We start from the raw sequence: 15,969 nt of genomic DNA, 5'->3' as shown, positions 1-15,969 counted from the left end.
TGTTCTGCGCAAAAACAAAACACTATGAAAACTTTTGATGTAGAGCAATTTAACAAAAACAAGATAAATAACCGATATACTTATATTTCTAAAGATAGTACTAAAGTAGAACAAAGTACTTGGCAATTTGGTTATGAAGAAACTATAACGAAGCAAAATGATTTTTTTCAAGTATATAACAAATATTTTAAAGACGGTACGTTAAAAGTTACGGGGAAATTTTTTCCAGATGATTTTTTAAAAGGAGTTTGGAAAGAATATGATGAACAGGGTAATTTAGTAAAAGAAACTGATTATGATGCACCTTATAAGTTTACTTGGGAAGATGTTTTAGAATTAATTAAAAAAAGAAAACTAGATATGACTGGTAACAATTTCGAAGTTGGTAGAAATATCGTAGATAAGAGACCTGTATGGAGCATAATTTTCAATATTAAAAACTCTGATAAACTGGGAGTAATAGGCATTTACGGGGATACTGGAGAAATTTTTCAAGAGTCTGAAATGGATGCTCCTGCTGATGGGGATTACGATGATAAATAAAAAAAATATTCTGTTGCTATTCTTTTTTATGGTGTTAGTTTCTTGTTTTGCACAAAAACAAAACACTATGAAAAGATTTGATTTAGAAACTTTTAATAAGCATAAGGATACAATTCGTAATGAATATAACCGAACTTTAGATAATGGAACTGTTATAAGACAAAGAAAGGGTAGAGAACAATATATTGAAATTATAAAGTATAAAGATAAATACATAGAAGACTTTAATTCGTATTATAAAAATGGAACATTAAAAATAAGTGGGTATTTTCTTGAAAATGACTTTTATACAGGTGTTTGGAAAGAATACAACCAAGAAGGAAAGCTAATAAAAGAAACCGACTACGATAAAGGTTTTAATTACACTTGGGAAGATTTATTAAAATTATTAAAAGAGCGTAAAGTAGATATAAAAGATACAGATAATACAACTATCCGAAAAGATAATGGAAATTGGCGTTTCTCTTACGTTAAAGGAATTTACATCTATGATGTAATTATTGATAGTAAAACAGGAAAAGTTCTACAAGATGCTAAAAATGAATTTGACGAAGGTTCATAAAAAAGTACAAAAAAACCAATAAAACTAAAAGCCATAAATTCAGATGCAGTGGTATTATTTAAAGGTCATAACACCTCTACCACAGCACAGGAAGCTTTACGAATTAGGTTTATATCATACATTTTCATCCAATAGCAATCATCCATCCAGCTATAGGAAAGGTGACACCTACAATATTATGGATTATTCACACCTTTCTAAATATGGGAGTAAAAAACGAAATCACATTTGGTTATGGCAAATAAAAAAGCTGTGGGCAAATACAAACATAAAACCCGAATAATATGTTACGTATAGTTATTGTAAACTGTATAGTTTTATGTACACTAAACAGTTGTAAAGCGCAAAAACAAAACACTATGAAAACTTTTGATGTAGAGCAATTTAACAAAAACAAGATAAATAACCGATATACTTATATTTCTAAAGATAGTACTAAAGTAGAACAAAGTACTTGGCAATTTGGTTATGAAGAAACTATAACGAAGCAAAATGATTTTTTTCAAGTATATAACAAATATTATAAAGACGGTACGTTAAAAGTTACGGGGGAATTTTTTCCAGATGATTTTTTAAAAGGAGTTTGGAAAGAATATGATGAACAGGGTAATTTAGTAAAAGAAACTGATTATGATGCACCTTATAAGTTTACTTGGGAAGATGTTTTAAAACTAATTAAAGAAAGGAAAATTGATATGTCTCATGAACAATTTAGAGTGATTAGAGGGAGTAGCGAAAAAGGAACCTCATGGGCTATTGTTTATGATAAACCTAAAACTCATGATAGACTGGGAGTAATTAATATTGATGGAATAACTGGAAAGATTACTAGAGAAGCAGAAATAGACTATCCTGCTGATGGGGATTACGATGATGAATAAAAAAAATATTCTGTTGCTATTCTTTTTTATGGTGTTAGTTTCTTGTTCTGCACAAAAACAAAACACTATGAAAACTTTTGATATTGAAGCATATAATAAAAAAAAGAAAAACCCTGGTTATGATGGATATTATTTAAAAGATAGTACCTACATAAGACAATTTGATGCTGGAGGAGATGGTATTTATATGAATTATATTGAGGTAATAACACATCCCACTAATTTTTTTCAAGAGTACAGAGTTTTTCATCACAATGGAAAAATAAAAATTGATGGATTAAAATTTTTTAACGATTTTGAAAAAGGAATTTGGAAAGAATATGATGAACAGGGTAATTTAGTAAAAGAAACTGATTATGATGCACCTTATAAGTTTACTTGGGAAGATGTTTTAAAACTAATTAAAGAAAGGAAACTAGATATGACTGGTAACAATTTCGAAGTTGGTAGAAATATCGTAGATAAGAGACCTGTATGGAGTATAATTTTCAATATTAAAAACTCTGATAAACTTGGGGTAATAGGCATTTACGGGGATACTGGAGAAATTTTTCAAGAGTCTGAAATGGATGCTCCTGCTGATGGGGATTACGATGATGAATAAAAAAAATATTCTGTTACTATTCTTTTTTATGGTGTTAGTTTCTTGTTTTGCACAAAAACAAAACACTATGAAAACTTTTGATATTGAAGCATATAATAAAAAAAAGAAAAACCCTGGTTATGATGGATATTATTTAAAAGATAGTACCTACATAAGACAATTTGATGCTGGAGGAGATGGTATTTATATGAATTATATTGAGGTAATAACACATCCCACTAATTTTTTTCAAGAGTACAGAGTTTTTCATCACAATGGAAAAATAAAAATTGATGGATTAAAATTTTTTAACGATTTTGAAAAAGGAATTTGGAAAGAATATGATGAACAGGGTAATTTAGTAAAAGAAACTGATTATGATGCACCTTATAAGTTTACTTGGGAAAATGTTTTAAAACTAATTAAAGAAAGGAAAATTGATATGTCTCATGAACAGTTTCAGGTAAATAGAAGTTTTGGTTTTGGTACTGAAAATATCGGAAAGAAAACAGGAAGACCTTTTTGGGCAATAACCTATCATAAAAGTGAAGAGAATATGCTGTTAGGGGTTATCATAATAGATGGTATTACAGGTAAAATTATTAAAGAATTTGATGAACCTTATCCTATAGAAGAATAAAGTTTGATGGGTAAGCCTAAACGCCCAAATACCCAATAAACATCATAATACTACAAAAAAACAAAACGTTAGTTACTGTTGCATAAAGTGAATTTAAACAAAGCTGCCCTCATTTATACCACCATTTTAAAGTATTCATTTTTGGAGTGACCTTCTCCCATTTTTAAGACGGCAAGTTTAGGTGTAATGTTAACGCTGTACTTATGAAAAAACGGAAAGAACATATTATTCCGGTAGATGTAAAGTGTAAATGGTATAACCTTGCAGTATTCACGTTCCTAGACCCGAGACGATCTATTCGTAGCTAGGGCATTGCAGCTCTCCCTAATGAAAAAGGGAACCATCACCATGTATAGATATGATATGAAGACCGTAGAAATCACTATAAATTTCTATAATGGGTATGGATTATATTATTATCCGGAGTTTGATGTCGAATCGGCACAGACTGCTTATATCGATTTTAGAATTGGCACAGGAGCATTACACCTACAAGAAAGTACAGGGTAAAAAAGAACATTACGATATTTTCTTTTGGTAATATTTTGTCCGGTGATAAATCCTTATTTTAGCGATATTATTACAATTACTAGAAGATATAGATTATCGTAATGAAATCCACCATATACAAGTATCCTTTTACGGCAATTTTGGCCCAGGAGGATTTGAAGTTATGTTTGTTACTTAACTTAGTTGATCCGTCAATCGGCGGAGTATTAGCTACAGGAGATAAAGGGACTGCAAAAACAACCACTGTACGGGCACTAAGTCAATTAATGGGCGAGGAATTCCCCTTTGTTAATCTTCCTATCGGAGCGACAGAAGATCGAGTTTTGGGAAGTATTAATTTAGAAGTACTAATTAATCAAAAACAGACGGTTATTGATAAAGGATTATTGGCAAAAGCAAATAGTGGCTTTCTGTATATTGATGAGGTAAATTTGCTCAATGATTATTTGATGGATGTATTATTAGATGCATCAGCAAGTGGAGGATATAACCTGGAGCGGGAAGGAATTTCTCAATGGCAGGAGAGCAGGTTTTGTTTGGTCGGTACTATGAACCCTGAAGAAGGGGCTTTACGACCACAGTTATTGGATCGTTTCGGACTAAGTGTAACGGTTAATACGCCTGATCAAATAGCCATACGCAAAAAAATAGCGATGCTTCGATTGACATACGATAGTGATCCTACTCTTTTTTATAAACAATACGAAGCAGAAGAGCAAGATATCAGAGATCAGGTCCTGAGAGCTAAAAAGCGCTTACATGCAATAAAGATTCCTGATGAAGTACAGGAAATTTGTGCCAGATTAACGCTAAAATATCAGGTAGAAGGAATGAGAGCAGATATTCTTTTGCTTAAAACAGTAAGAGCGTATGCTGCTTTTATGAATGAATCCCAGATCACAGAAGAGATGGTACATATAATAGCTCCGTATGTATTGGCGCATAGGAGTAAAGAATATACTCCCCAAAAAGAAGAAGAAACGCCACCTGATGATTCTTCTTCAGAGCAAACAAGCAATGAGCAACAACAAACGACAGCTAATAAAGACGCATTTCAATTGCCACAATCGGTACAAAGCGGACTGAAGTTTATGACCAGGCATACAGCCAAAAAGAAAGAAGTTTCTTTGGATATGTTGGATCAGTATATTGACGGGAGAAATTATGAAACTTTTGTAGAAGAGATTGCGGTAAGCTCAAGTGTTAAAAAATATATGGCCACAGGAACCTTTGAAGCCATACGCAAGCGAATTACAAAAAGAACACAAACCAATGTAGTGTTTTTGGTAGATACTAGTAGCTCAATGACAAAAAATACCCAGATTGCTTTTATCAAAGGAATCATTGAGCGAACACTGATGCAATATCCGGGAAAGAAAATACAATATGCTATTGTAGGGTTATATCAGCATACAGCCAGAATTATTCAAGGTTTTACAACTGATTCCAAGCAAATACTAAAAGAAGTGTATTCCCTGAGAACAGGAGGAAAAACAAATCTGGGAGCGGCTTTTTTTAAAGTATATGAATTATTAAAATCGATTTCCTTTAAAACAGTCCAGCTTTTTGTCTTTACAGATGGAAAGATTAATACAGGTTCAGGGAGTCCTTTTTCATATGCTATAGAAACCTACAAAAAATATTTGTCCAAAATACCTCAGGCAACCATAGTCGATACAGAAAATGGTTTCGTAAAATTAGGACGTTCAAAAGAAATAGCTGCTCAGCTGCAACTGAAGTATCTTTCAATAAACGATTTATAATTAGCTACATATGTCCAAAGCTTTTTTAATTGCAGCTCCCTGGAGTAACTCAGGAAAAACTACTGTCACACTTGGAGTATCTCGTTGGTTTAGTAATCAGGGGTATAAAGTACAGGCTTTTAAATGTGGTCCTGATTATATTGATACAATTCATCATACAACAGCTTCTAGACGACCCGCTGTCAATCTGGATATGATGATGATGCCTCCTTCACACCTGAAGCAAGTATTTGAATCATATAGCAAAGATGCAGATGTTTCCATTGTAGAAGGAGTTATGGGGCTTTTCGACGGTGCAGTAAAAGACAAAGGAAGTTCTGCTGCCATTGCCAAAGCGCTTGATATTCCGGTAATATTAATAGTGAATGCATCAGCAATGGCGTATACAATTGCTCCTATTTTGTATGGGTTAAAGAGTTTTGATCCTGATGTGAAAATAGCGGGAGTGATTTTTAATTTTGTAAATAAACCAACGCATTACGCATTGTTAAAAGAAGCATGTGAGTCTGTTGAAATTCCGTGCCTAGGGTATATTCCTTCCAATGAAGATATTAAAATTCCCTCAAGACATTTGGGATTGCAAATCAATGGCTCTTATGAAGAAGTTATAGAAAAGGCTGCCGTTCATGTAATGTCACACCTCCCTTTAGTGTCTATTTTGGAATGTGCAAAGAAAGTAGAGGTAGATCATCAGGAAATAGAAGATACAAGCGATGTCAAAAAGAAAAACTATAAGATTTTAGTGGCTAAAGATGAGGTGTTTTCTTTTACCTATCTGGAGAATATTAAGTGGCTGGAACAGCTAGGAACGATTCATTATTTTAGCCCTCTTCAGGATACAGAATTACCTGTTGCAGATATTATTTATTTAGCAGGAGGCTATCCAGAACTATATTTAGAGCAGTTGTCAGGAAATACAGCAATGTTAAAACAATTAAGAGAAGCCTCAGAAAAAGGAATACGGATTATTGCCGAATGTGGGGGGATGATGTATTTGGGAAATGAGATTATTGATGAAAATGGTATTGCGTATCCAATGGTAGGGATTTTTCCTTTTAGAACTTCTATGAAACATAAAAAACTAACTTTAGGATATAGAAGAGTACTAATAGAGGGAATAGAGATATGGGGGCATGAATTTCATTATTCCAAGGTAGAAAAAGATGAGGGATTAGAAAGTATTGCCCAGGTTTTTTCAGCCAGAGAAATAGAAGTTCCGGCAAAAGTATATAATCATAAAAACGTATATGCCAGTTATATTCATTTATACTGGGCAGCGTTATCAGAATCAGTTTTTCAATGCATTTAATAGCGACGATACCCGGAGGATGGAATCCGGATGATGATGGAATATTTTATATTGATCAACAACCCGGAGATATTGTATTTCTCAGTGCGGGGGATACGGAGATTCATTCTATGAATGAAGCATATAAAGTATTGCATAACCGAGAGAGAGGAAAGTTACCAAGCTTGAGAATGACCAATCTGGTGTATCTGAAACAAGAATTAACTATAGATACCTATTTAGAGGAAGTTGTAGAAAAGGCAAAGGTAGTCATATGTAGTATGTTGGGGGGATTGAGCTATTATAAATATCTGGTGGAATCACTAGTGGCGCTTCAGAAACATGTAGGAAATACACTGATTTTGATTCCTTCTCATGAACCAGATGTAGAATTAATGAAATTATCTTCTGTTTCTCTGGATAAAGTACATCAGTGTCGTCAATATCTGCAAGAAGGAGGAAAAGAAAATTCAATAGCTTTATTACAATATATACAGGCGATTAGTTTTGAACAGTCGGGGAAAATAATTGCACCAAAAACGGTTTCAGATGTGTTTCTGTATATTCCGGAAAAAGGAATTGTTACACAGGAGACACTGGATTTGCATAGTACAGATGATCGCCCGATAGCATTTATATTGGCCTATAGAGCACATTATTTAGCGAATAATATGGAACCCTTGGAGGTACTTAGTACTTCACTTAAGAAACAAGGAATAAATGTTTGTATTGCCTTTGCTCATAATCTAAGAGATACTAGGTTAGTAGAGACACTTTATGATATGATAATAGATGAGGGAAGGCGAAGCATACATGCTATTATTAATACGACAGGTTTTACGATTAAACCAATGGATGGGACCTCTTTTATTTTCGAAAAATTAGGAGTTCCTGTTTTTCAGGCGATATTGTCGACTACCAATAAAACCGTTTGGGAAGAAGGATTGTTCGGACTTCCTCCGACCGATATAGCAATGAATATTGCACTTCCGGAGATTGATGGTCGAATTATCGGCAGAGCTATTTCTTTCAAAAAAGAAATCGAAAAAGACCCGTTGACAGATAGTGCAATTGTAAAATATGAAGCCTATCAACCTGCCTGTGATTTTACAGCTGCGTTGACTAAAAATTGGATTCGTTTACAGCAAATTTCAAATGCAGATAAAAAAGTAGCGATTATTCTTCCTAATTATCCGAATAAAGATAGTCGTTTAGCTAATGGAGTAGGGTTGGACACTCCGCAAAGTTGCGTAGAAGTATTAAATAAATTAAAAAGAGAAGGATATACTGTTGGATCAGCTGTACCAGAAACAGGAACAGCATTAATGCACTGGATAACGCAGGTGACGACTAATGATGTTACAACGCTCGAAACCAGACCGCATGCAATAAGGTATGCAAAACCAGATTTTGACAAAAGATTTTCTTCTTTGTCGGATCAGCTCAAAAAAGATATTTTGGAGCAATGGGGACCAGCTGAAGACGATCCGTATTTTGTAGGAGATGGTTTTGTAGTATCGGGATTTTTACTGGAAAATATTTTTGTGAGTATTCAGCCTTCAAGAGGATATAATCAAGACCCGCAGGCAATTTATCATTCACCGGATCTACCTCCTACCTATCAGTATCTGGCATACTATTTTTGGTTACAAGATGTATATCGGGCAGATGCCGTTATTCATTTAGGAAAACATGGAAACCTGGAATGGCTTCCGGGAAAGAGTGTGTCTCTTGACGAAACAAGCTGTTATCCGGCAGCAATTTTTGGTCCGTTGCCTCACTTTTATCCATTTATTATTAATGATCCAGGAGAAGGAACACAGGCTAAAAGAAGAAATCAGGCAGTGATTCTGGATCACCTCATTCCTCCTATGACCAGAGCGGAAACATATGGGAGTTTGATAAAACTGGAACATCTTGTTGATGAATATTATGAAGCCTCTTCTGTAGATCCTAAAAGAAGTAGGGTGTTAGAAGGAGAAATAGCGGCTTTGGTCAAAGAAACAAAGCTTCATGTTGATCTTGGGATCGCTACAGATGATGTAGATGAATTACTGGTAAAACTTGACGGGTATCTATGTGAATTAAAAGAAGCGCAAATTCGGGATGGGTTACATATTTTTGGGAAAGCTCCGATAGCAGAACAATATATTGATTTATTAATAGCACTTCACAGAGTTCCTGTGTATGGAAAAATGGGAATTACGCAGGCATTAGCAACCGATTTAGGGATTACACAAAATATTCTGGAGATTCCTTATGAAGAAGTATTAGAGGTGGTTATTGATGAGGTACGCTATAGATCTGCTGGTGCTGTCATTGCTAGATTAGAAGAAAAGGTCAAAACATATGTCATTGCTTATCTGGAAGAAGGAGTTTTACCCACAGCACTTCCTAATACAATATCCGTATTAGAATATATTAAAAATGAGACAGCACAAGCTGTAGCAAAAACAACAGACGAATTAGATTTCTTAATCGATGGATTAAACGGGAAATATATTCCATCTGGTCCTTCAGGAGCTCCGACAAGAGGGAGAGTAGATCTGTTGCCGACCGGTAGAAACTTTTATTCGGTAGATGTTAGAACCATTCCGACAGAAACGGCGTACCGATTGGGAGAAAAGAGTGCTTTATTGTTAATAGAACGGTATTTACAGGAGAATGGGGACTATCCGGAAACGATAGGGATTTCTGTATGGGGGACGTCTACCATGAGAACTGGAGGAGATGATATTGCACAGGCATTTGCTTTGATGGGAGTACGTCCCATCTGGAAAAATGCAAATAGGAGAGTCAGTGATTTTGAGATCATTCCTTTGTTTATGTTAGGAAGACCGAGAGTAGATGTTACTTTGCGTATTTCCGGTTTTTTTAGAGATGCATTTCCCGATGTGATTAATTTGTTTAATAAGGTGGTAGCTAAAGTAGCCTCACTGGAAGAGCCTCTGGAGGAAAATCCTATTCGCAAAAGGGTTTTAGAAGAAAGTGCTTATTGGAAAAAACAGGGATTGTCTGAAGAAGTGGCAAATGACCGTGCTTTATACAGGGTCTTTGGTTCTAAACCGGGAGCTTATGGAGCAGGATTACAGGCTGTCATAGATGAAAAGAACTGGAAAACACAAGAAGATCTTGCAAAGGTCTATATAAACTGGAGTGGATATGCATATGGAAGTGCCAGAAAAGGAGTATCGGCACATGAAGCGTTTCGCAATCGTCTGAATGCTATGCAGATTGTTTTGCAAAATCAGGATAACAGGGAACATGATATTCTGGATAGTGATGATTATTACCAGTTTCAAGGAGGGCTGGCAAATGCCGTAAAAACTACAAAAGGAGAAGAGGCGACGATCTATTTTGGGGATCATTCCCGACCAGAAACCCCAAAGATAAAATCATTAAAAGAAGAATTGCATAAAGTATACCGATCAAGAGTTGTAAATCCGAAATGGATTTCGGGAGTACAGCGGCATGGGTATAAAGGAGCCTTTGAAATGGCAGCTACACTGGATTATTTATTTGCATATGATGCAACTACTAATCTGGTTGATGATTTTATGTATGAAGGGATAACTGCTTCTTATTTATTGGATCCTGAAAATAAAAAATTCATCAAAGAAAATAATCCATGGGCATTACGGGATATGAGTGAACGTCTGCTGGAAGCTATTCAGCGTGGGATGTGGGAACATCCATCTGATGAAATTAAAAATCAGTTAGAAGAATTGTATATAGAAGGAGAGGGGCAGGTAGAGTAAAAGAACACCGGACCCTCAGAACAAACTATATTCCCAGAACCTTTTTTATTTTATGACCTAGCGTATTTTTCTTTTCTCCGGGCTTTTCATCTTCTTCAAATAAAATTCCTTTGACATTGAGATGATGACCGATTTGTTCTTTTCCATAATCAGATTCAAAACCTATTACTTGTTTCCTGTATTTGCACAATTGGCAGTTCATATTGGCAGTTCCGGTTTTGGCTTCTTCCAGTCGCTCATCAAAAGCTTTAAGGAGGAGCTCATCCGTTCCAAAAGGATCTGTATAGATAAATTCCTGATCCGCAACCTTGTCATCCATAGCTGTTACCTGACTGTATATTCGTTCTAGTAGTACCCCCGTAAAGAAAAAGAATGGGATGACAATAGTTCTTTTAAAACCTAATTTTTCTGTAAGAAGGAGAGATTCTTTTACAGAAGGGTAGGCAGTTCCACTATAGGCAGTAGTAGCAAATCCGTACCCCAAACCTTCCCAGAGCATACTGGTTAATTTGCAGACATCACTATTCGCATCAGGGTCAGTTGTTCCACGTCCTACGACTACCAGGCAACTTTCTTTTCTGTTGAAACCAGGGATGGTAGCTTCAGTTTCTTTAATTCGTTTTGCAGCAAGGTCCAGTAAAAAAGAATTAACACCAATGTGTTTTGCCATGGCAATATGAAGATCCTCATAATATGATTGTATTGTATTTAGCTCATACGGGATATCATTCTTGGCATGAGAACCGGCAAATAAGATAACGGGGAGTGCATAGATTTTTCGGATACCATTGAGGTACATCCGCTCTACAGCTGCTTCATAAGTAGGATGGTTAAACTCTAAAAAACCATAATCCACTTCATAACTGTCCTGATAACGATCTTTTAAAATTGTAACCAAACGTTTGAAGGATGTGACAGCAGCTTCCCTTCTGCTTCCATGACCACATAGTAAAATGCCTTCTTTCAATTTCGAATTTACTTTGATATTGCCATCTCTGACAAATGATTTATAACGTAGCGCAAAAATACATTAAAACTGTATTTTATGCCACACTAGTTGTACAAAAGAAATAAGGAAGTAGTAAAATATATACCTCACTTCATAAACTGAAGTAAGGTATATAGGGTATTCTTATAGATGATTAATAGATGTTGCTCCTATGATAAGAACTACCGGCATCTCTGGTTGTTGTTCTTCAATTAGTTGCTCGATAGTTCCAAGAGTGCCTATTATGATTTGCTGATTGGATCTCGATGCATTAGAAACAGCATTTACTGGGATGGTATCATCATTACAGGCTTCCATTAATTTAGGAACTATCCGATGAAGGCTTTTAAGTCCCATGTAGATAGAAATAGTGTTTCCTGCTTTGAGCATATGGGCAATGCCATTTAATTGCTCAAAAGAATAATCAGCAGTATGAGCGGTACAAATCAGATTAGCATTTGATTTGTTTCTTTCTGTTATCGGAATATTGAAAATACTTGCTGCAGCTAAGGAAGCGGTTATTCCGGGAACCACTTCAAAAGGGATATTGTGTTCTGTCAGATAACGGGCTTCCTCGGCAGCCCGACCATATATATATGGATCACCTGATTTTAATCGAACTACCTTTTTTCCATCTTGCTGAAACTTGCAAAGTAATTTATTAATCATCAGTTGTCGTTCTATTTGATCTGTATTATCTCCGAACTTTCGACCAACATATATTTTTTTGCAATAATTGTTGATGGTCATAATGGCATCGGAAATCAGGTTGTCATGAAGAATGACATCTGCTTGTTCAATTAGATGATGTGCTTTTACTGTCAGTAACTCCGGATCTCCAGGTCCGGCTCCTACGATTGCTATGGGGTACATTATAGTAGTTTTAAAGGATCGGGGTGAAGGTATTCATAGGCGAGTACTTCCTTGCTTTTTGCATTGGATATTAGCTTGTATGCAGTGTCTTTATGATTAGAAAAAGTAGGTGGAGTTAAGCCTATTTTTTCTGCTGCCAAGGTATAATATTCTTTGCGCAGAGGATGTTTATCGGCACAGCCGTTAAATATTTCGCCCCAATTGTTAGTATTAATTACAGATTTGATAATGCCTAAACAATCATCTCGATGTATCACATTAATAGGAGCATCTCCATTGGGAACTTCTTTTTTATTAGCAAGAAACCTTCCCGGAAGACGATCATAGCCTATTAAACCAGATAATCGAATAATTGTAAGATGATGTTGAAGTTGAGTATGCAATATCTGTTCTACCGCAGCTACTGCCTTTCCGGATTCTTTTTCCGGTTGTGTATGTCGTATTTCCGTAACCCAGTCATTTGTGTTTTCGTACACAGAGGTTGAACTAATGAAAATCACCTTTTGGTTGTTGCCAATATAAGGTAAAATACTTCGAATTTGTTGTTGGTATACTTCTGTGATGTTTGGAATTCTCCTGGGTGGGAAATTGATAATAAGTAGTTCACTTTCAGATAAAAAATCTAAATAAGTTGCAGAGGAAGCTTCCCCTAAGGTCAGTAGGTAAGGAGTTATTCCACTTTGTGTTAATATGTCGATTTTATCAGGAGAAGTAGTGGACCCCTTAACAGAGATCCCTTCTTTTATAAAATCTTTAGCTAGTGGAAGTCCTAACCATCCGCAACCTAAAATACTTATTTGTTTAAGGTTCATTTTTTATTCTTATATGTTCTGGGTTCATTCCCAGATAAATAGATAGGATATGATGCCATGAAGCAATATCTTCCTCTTTTATCCAGCAGGTTACCAGATGATTACCTTTTTTATTTTTTAGCCTAATTGCTTTGGTAAAGATAGCTGTTTTTTTCAACCAGATTACTTCTGCCGAAGTAACTTTTCTTTCTACAAGGTTATCATCAGCATCTTTTGGGATACCTGCAATTGCTAATTTTATATTGATTTGATCTCCTGTTATAGAGAGATCGTATTTTTCATGATATGATATTACATGAGGAGTTTTTATATCAAAAAACATGCCATCATTGAGTTCTATTGCGATTTTTTTATCTTTTTGAAACAAATATTGAAATAATGGATATAAATGCTGGTCAGAGGCAAATGCTTTGGCAATGAGAGCATCTCCTAAATGAGGATCTGTCTTATGCGTAAATGAAGTCAGGGTAACTTTACGTTCTTTATCTGTTTTAATAGTATCCCATCCTTCTTTGTATAATAGATGTTCTTCAACTTTTTCCGGAGTATTATTCAAATGGCAGGATACGATATCGATTGCCTTTTCAGGACTAAGGTTTTTATACCAGAAATTACCAGGTTGTACAATCCATGTAGGAGCATTTTCACATCGTCCGTTGCATCGGGTTTTAATCGTGTGTATATCATCCCATGCTCCTTCATTACGCAAGTATGCTCTTGCTTCTCGTATTGCAATTTCGCTATTGGCACGCTGGCAAGATCCTCCGTCACAAAACTGAAAAGTAGTTTTTACGTTTGTTAAGTTTTTTCCCATGATGATTAAGAGTTAATAAATAGAAAATGGATAAAAATAAAAGCAGAAAAGCATACTTTTATAGATGCTCTAGTACGACTTTCAGAAGAGGATATGAAATGTATTGACCGATTGAAGTTATAGCAGAATTTCATACCACATAACATTAGTTTTTTCATATAAAAATTAGTGTTAGGTGGGAAAAAGTTATAGAAATAAAAAGATAGTATGTATACTACCATACGTCTCCTATGTCTAACCCTTTACCCGAGAGTTATTAAATAGTACCAAATTCATTTGGTATCATAATTTTGGTGGCAGGTCTCCTGACTTAGCTATGCATATAATACCTTCCCATATCATAGAATTGTATACAGTGGTTTATAGATATATACATTGATCTGAGCTTCACAGTTGCGGGAACAGTTTTGGAATCACACCAAATTCCCTTTTCATCTTAGTAGAATAAGAACCACAAAATCAGCGCAAATATAAGCGATTTTATTTTTTCCTTTTTTTTCGGCGCTTTTTGAGCTTTCTTTTATAAAACTTCCATCCCAGAACAACTCCTGTACCACTGATTATTGTTCCTCCTAGTAATAAAAAGATTAGGGTTATATCCCATAATGGGCGGTTCCATGCTAAAAAAGAAAAATCCAGACTGTGCAATCCATGGTATAACCAGCGTTCTATTTTGTTTTTAGTAGATGATTTAAATAAGAAACTGGCAGTGTCAGGATCTATATAATATGTAATATCTTGCTCGGTGTTGATTCTCAAAACAGGAAGTTTCCTCGTATTGTGCCTGCTATAATAGTAAGCATCATATTCGGTTAACAAAGAAATATCCTCAATTTTATTTTTTAGAGAAAAGAGTTGAATAATAGCAGCAAAATTCTCTTTGGTATACGAGAAATCAGTAGTATTCAAGAAAGATGTATGTGTATTGGAAGCTGTAATAAAATGAGTTAGTATGTCCCCCTGAAATTTAGAAAATACAATTTCTCTAGCGGTATTTACTTTGGAGGATTGACCAAAAAGTTGCCAAGTGATATCTTCAAAGTCTGTTAGTACGAATGGGTGTTTTTTCCATAATTGTTGCTCTGTTTTAGAAAGAGAGGTACTGGGAGTCCAATTTAAGGGAGTCATGCTCATCATTCCGCTAAATGTCCATGTACAAACAAACACTCCAAAAATAAGCCCGAAATAATAATGTAGGTTATACCATTTGTTTTTGAAACGTTGGAATCGTTTTTTAGGCTTTTTTTTGTATCGGATAATTCCGGTATACATCCCGGAAATGGTCATGATAAGTCCAAAAAAAGCTAACCAGGTTACCAATTGATACCATAAGGTATTGTGCACTCTTAGATCTCTGAAATAAATCCAATGAGGGATGGCTCCTAACCACGTCCAGAAACGTTCTTTATGAGTTGTTTTTTGTAGTAATTCACCCGTTAGAGAAGATACATACACATGCGTTTTTGAAGGATCTTCAAAGGTAATTTTATAAATAGGCAGATGTGACAGGAAATGAGTCCTTGGAATCCATTGATCCAGTTCTGTCAAGGAAGTAATTTCAGATACAGCAGTTATTTGTGTGGCAGCTGTTGCTATATCTAACGCCCTTTTAGATGAGATGTCTAGGAGGGCTCCAGTGTCCGCATATCTGGAAATTGTTTTTCCGGTTGTTGTTTTTAGGTGAAAAACCGGACGATGTAATTGTTGCTGTAATCGCAGTGAAGTGATTTCCTGTACACTGTCTTTTTGAAAAATATGAAACGGAGATAGTAGTGTTCCTGTAATTCCTTTCTCTTGTAAGGAAATCCGTTCTTTTCCTGATAGTTTAGGAAAGCTTTGATACATCATAACAAAGCCTGATAAAAACCAGCAAAGAAATAAAACACAAAAAAAAGAACCTAACCAGTGGTGTATATTGATGATCAGTTTTTTCATTACATAGGAGTTTGTTTAT

General features: G+C 35.2%; 14 protein-coding genes and 1 riboswitch. Of the genes, 9 read left to right on the top strand and 5 right to left on the bottom strand.

Features of this window, described 5'->3' with window-relative positions; translation table 11 throughout:
* Positions 1 to 24: 24 nt before the first annotated feature.
* From HN014_RS19930 to cobN, 9 genes are all read left to right on the top strand, one after another.
* Positions 25 to 543, top strand: a complete 519-nt coding sequence (locus HN014_RS19930; RefSeq protein WP_176030591.1) for a hypothetical protein — start codon at positions 25 to 27, stop codon at positions 541 to 543.
* Between the two features lie 67 nt (positions 544 to 610).
* A complete protein-coding gene (locus HN014_RS19925; RefSeq protein ID WP_176030590.1) occupies positions 611 to 1,105 on the top strand; it encodes a hypothetical protein in 495 nt (164 codons plus the stop codon).
* 359 nt (positions 1,106 to 1,464) lie between these two features.
* A complete protein-coding gene (locus HN014_RS19920) occupies positions 1,465 to 1,986 on the top strand; it encodes a hypothetical protein (protein WP_176030589.1) in 522 nt (173 codons plus the stop codon).
* Positions 1,987 to 2,053: 67 nt separating this feature from the next.
* Complete coding sequence (locus HN014_RS19915; RefSeq protein ID WP_176030588.1) at positions 2,054 to 2,590, top strand: hypothetical protein; 537 nt, start codon at positions 2,054 to 2,056, stop codon at positions 2,588 to 2,590.
* A gap of 67 nt (positions 2,591 to 2,657) precedes the next feature.
* A complete protein-coding gene (locus tag HN014_RS19910) occupies positions 2,658 to 3,209 on the top strand; it encodes a hypothetical protein (protein ID WP_176030587.1) in 552 nt (183 codons plus the stop codon).
* 327 nt (positions 3,210 to 3,536) lie between these two features.
* A complete protein-coding gene (locus HN014_RS19905) occupies positions 3,537 to 3,719 on the top strand; it encodes a hypothetical protein (protein ID WP_176030586.1) in 183 nt (60 codons plus the stop codon).
* 101 nt (positions 3,720 to 3,820) lie between these two features.
* Entirely contained in the window at positions 3,821 to 5,482 is a 1,662-nt protein-coding gene (locus HN014_RS19900; RefSeq protein ID WP_176030585.1) for a VWA domain-containing protein, read from the top strand.
* 10 nt (positions 5,483 to 5,492) lie between these two features.
* Positions 5,493 to 6,791, top strand: a complete 1,299-nt coding sequence (locus tag HN014_RS19895; protein ID WP_176030584.1) for a cobyrinate a,c-diamide synthase — start codon at positions 5,493 to 5,495, stop codon at positions 6,789 to 6,791.
* Positions 6,782 to 10,528, top strand: coding sequence for a cobaltochelatase subunit CobN (gene cobN / locus HN014_RS19890; protein ID WP_176030583.1), 3,747 nt, complete (start codon positions 6,782 to 6,784; stop codon positions 10,526 to 10,528). The genes HN014_RS19895 and cobN overlap by 10 nt, the downstream gene beginning before the upstream one ends.
* A gap of 25 nt (positions 10,529 to 10,553) precedes the next feature.
* Here the strand turns inward: cobN and HN014_RS19885 are convergent, their stop codons facing one another.
* From HN014_RS19885 to HN014_RS19865, 5 genes are all read right to left on the bottom strand, one after another.
* Complete coding sequence (locus tag HN014_RS19885; RefSeq protein ID WP_176030582.1) at positions 10,554 to 11,495, bottom strand: sirohydrochlorin chelatase; 942 nt, start codon at positions 11,493 to 11,495, stop codon at positions 10,554 to 10,556.
* Positions 11,496 to 11,660: 165 nt separating this feature from the next.
* Positions 11,661 to 12,389, bottom strand: coding sequence for a uroporphyrinogen-III C-methyltransferase (cobA, locus tag HN014_RS19880; protein ID WP_176030581.1), 729 nt, complete (start codon positions 12,387 to 12,389; stop codon positions 11,661 to 11,663).
* On the bottom strand, positions 12,389 to 13,201 hold the full coding sequence (locus HN014_RS19875) for an SDR family oxidoreductase (RefSeq protein ID WP_176030580.1): 813 nt from the start codon (positions 13,199 to 13,201) through the stop codon (positions 12,389 to 12,391). The genes cobA and HN014_RS19875 overlap by 1 nt, the downstream gene beginning before the upstream one ends.
* Positions 13,191 to 14,015 (bottom strand): ferredoxin, encoded by an 825-nt coding sequence (locus HN014_RS19870; RefSeq protein ID WP_176030579.1) that lies wholly within the window; start codon positions 14,013 to 14,015, stop codon positions 13,191 to 13,193. The genes HN014_RS19875 and HN014_RS19870 overlap by 11 nt, the downstream gene beginning before the upstream one ends.
* A 277-nt stretch (positions 14,016 to 14,292) precedes the next feature.
* Positions 14,293 to 14,486, bottom strand: a riboswitch (cobalamin riboswitch).
* Positions 14,487 to 14,495: 9 nt separating this feature from the next.
* Positions 14,496 to 15,950: a PepSY-associated TM helix domain-containing protein gene (locus HN014_RS19865; RefSeq protein WP_176030578.1), complete on the bottom strand. Its 1,455-nt coding sequence runs from the start codon at positions 15,948 to 15,950 to the stop codon at positions 14,496 to 14,498.
* Positions 15,951 to 15,969 lie beyond the last annotated feature (19 nt).

Origin of the sequence: Aquimarina sp. TRL1 (genome assembly GCF_013365535.1) — a bacterium.
Taxonomy (GTDB): domain Bacteria; phylum Bacteroidota; class Bacteroidia; order Flavobacteriales; family Flavobacteriaceae; genus Aquimarina; species Aquimarina hainanensis.
The sequence above is the reverse complement of the archived record's forward strand: the minus strand, read 5'-3'. Positions and strand labels throughout refer to the sequence as shown.

Bases quoted from the DNA above. Each gene is read 5' to 3' on its own strand.
- HN014_RS19930 (WP_176030591.1), top strand. From the start codon at position 25: ATGAAAACTTTTGATGTAGAGCAATTTAACAAAAACAAGATAAATAAC.
- HN014_RS19925 (WP_176030590.1), top strand. From the start codon at position 611: ATGAAAAGATTTGATTTAGAAACTTTTAATAAGCATAAGGATACAATT.
- HN014_RS19920 (WP_176030589.1), top strand. From the start codon at position 1,465: ATGAAAACTTTTGATGTAGAGCAATTTAACAAAAACAAGATAAATAAC.
- HN014_RS19915 (WP_176030588.1), top strand. From the start codon at position 2,054: ATGAAAACTTTTGATATTGAAGCATATAATAAAAAAAAGAAAAACCCT.
- HN014_RS19910 (WP_176030587.1), top strand. From the start codon at position 2,658: ATGAAAACTTTTGATATTGAAGCATATAATAAAAAAAAGAAAAACCCT.
- HN014_RS19905 (WP_176030586.1), top strand. From the start codon at position 3,537: ATGAAAAAGGGAACCATCACCATGTATAGATATGATATGAAGACCGTA.
- HN014_RS19900 (WP_176030585.1), top strand. From the start codon at position 3,821: ATGAAATCCACCATATACAAGTATCCTTTTACGGCAATTTTGGCCCAG.
- HN014_RS19895 (WP_176030584.1), top strand. From the start codon at position 5,493: ATGTCCAAAGCTTTTTTAATTGCAGCTCCCTGGAGTAACTCAGGAAAA.
- cobN (WP_176030583.1), top strand. From the start codon at position 6,782: ATGCATTTAATAGCGACGATACCCGGAGGATGGAATCCGGATGATGAT.
- cobA (WP_176030581.1), bottom strand. From the start codon at position 12,389: ATGTACCCCATAGCAATCGTAGGAGCCGGACCTGGAGATCCGGAGTTA.
- HN014_RS19875 (WP_176030580.1), bottom strand. From the start codon at position 13,201: ATGAACCTTAAACAAATAAGTATTTTAGGTTGCGGATGGTTAGGACTT.
- HN014_RS19870 (WP_176030579.1), bottom strand. From the start codon at position 14,015: ATGGGAAAAAACTTAACAAACGTAAAAACTACTTTTCAGTTTTGTGAC.
- HN014_RS19865 (WP_176030578.1), bottom strand. From the start codon at position 15,950: ATGAAAAAACTGATCATCAATATACACCACTGGTTAGGTTCTTTTTTT.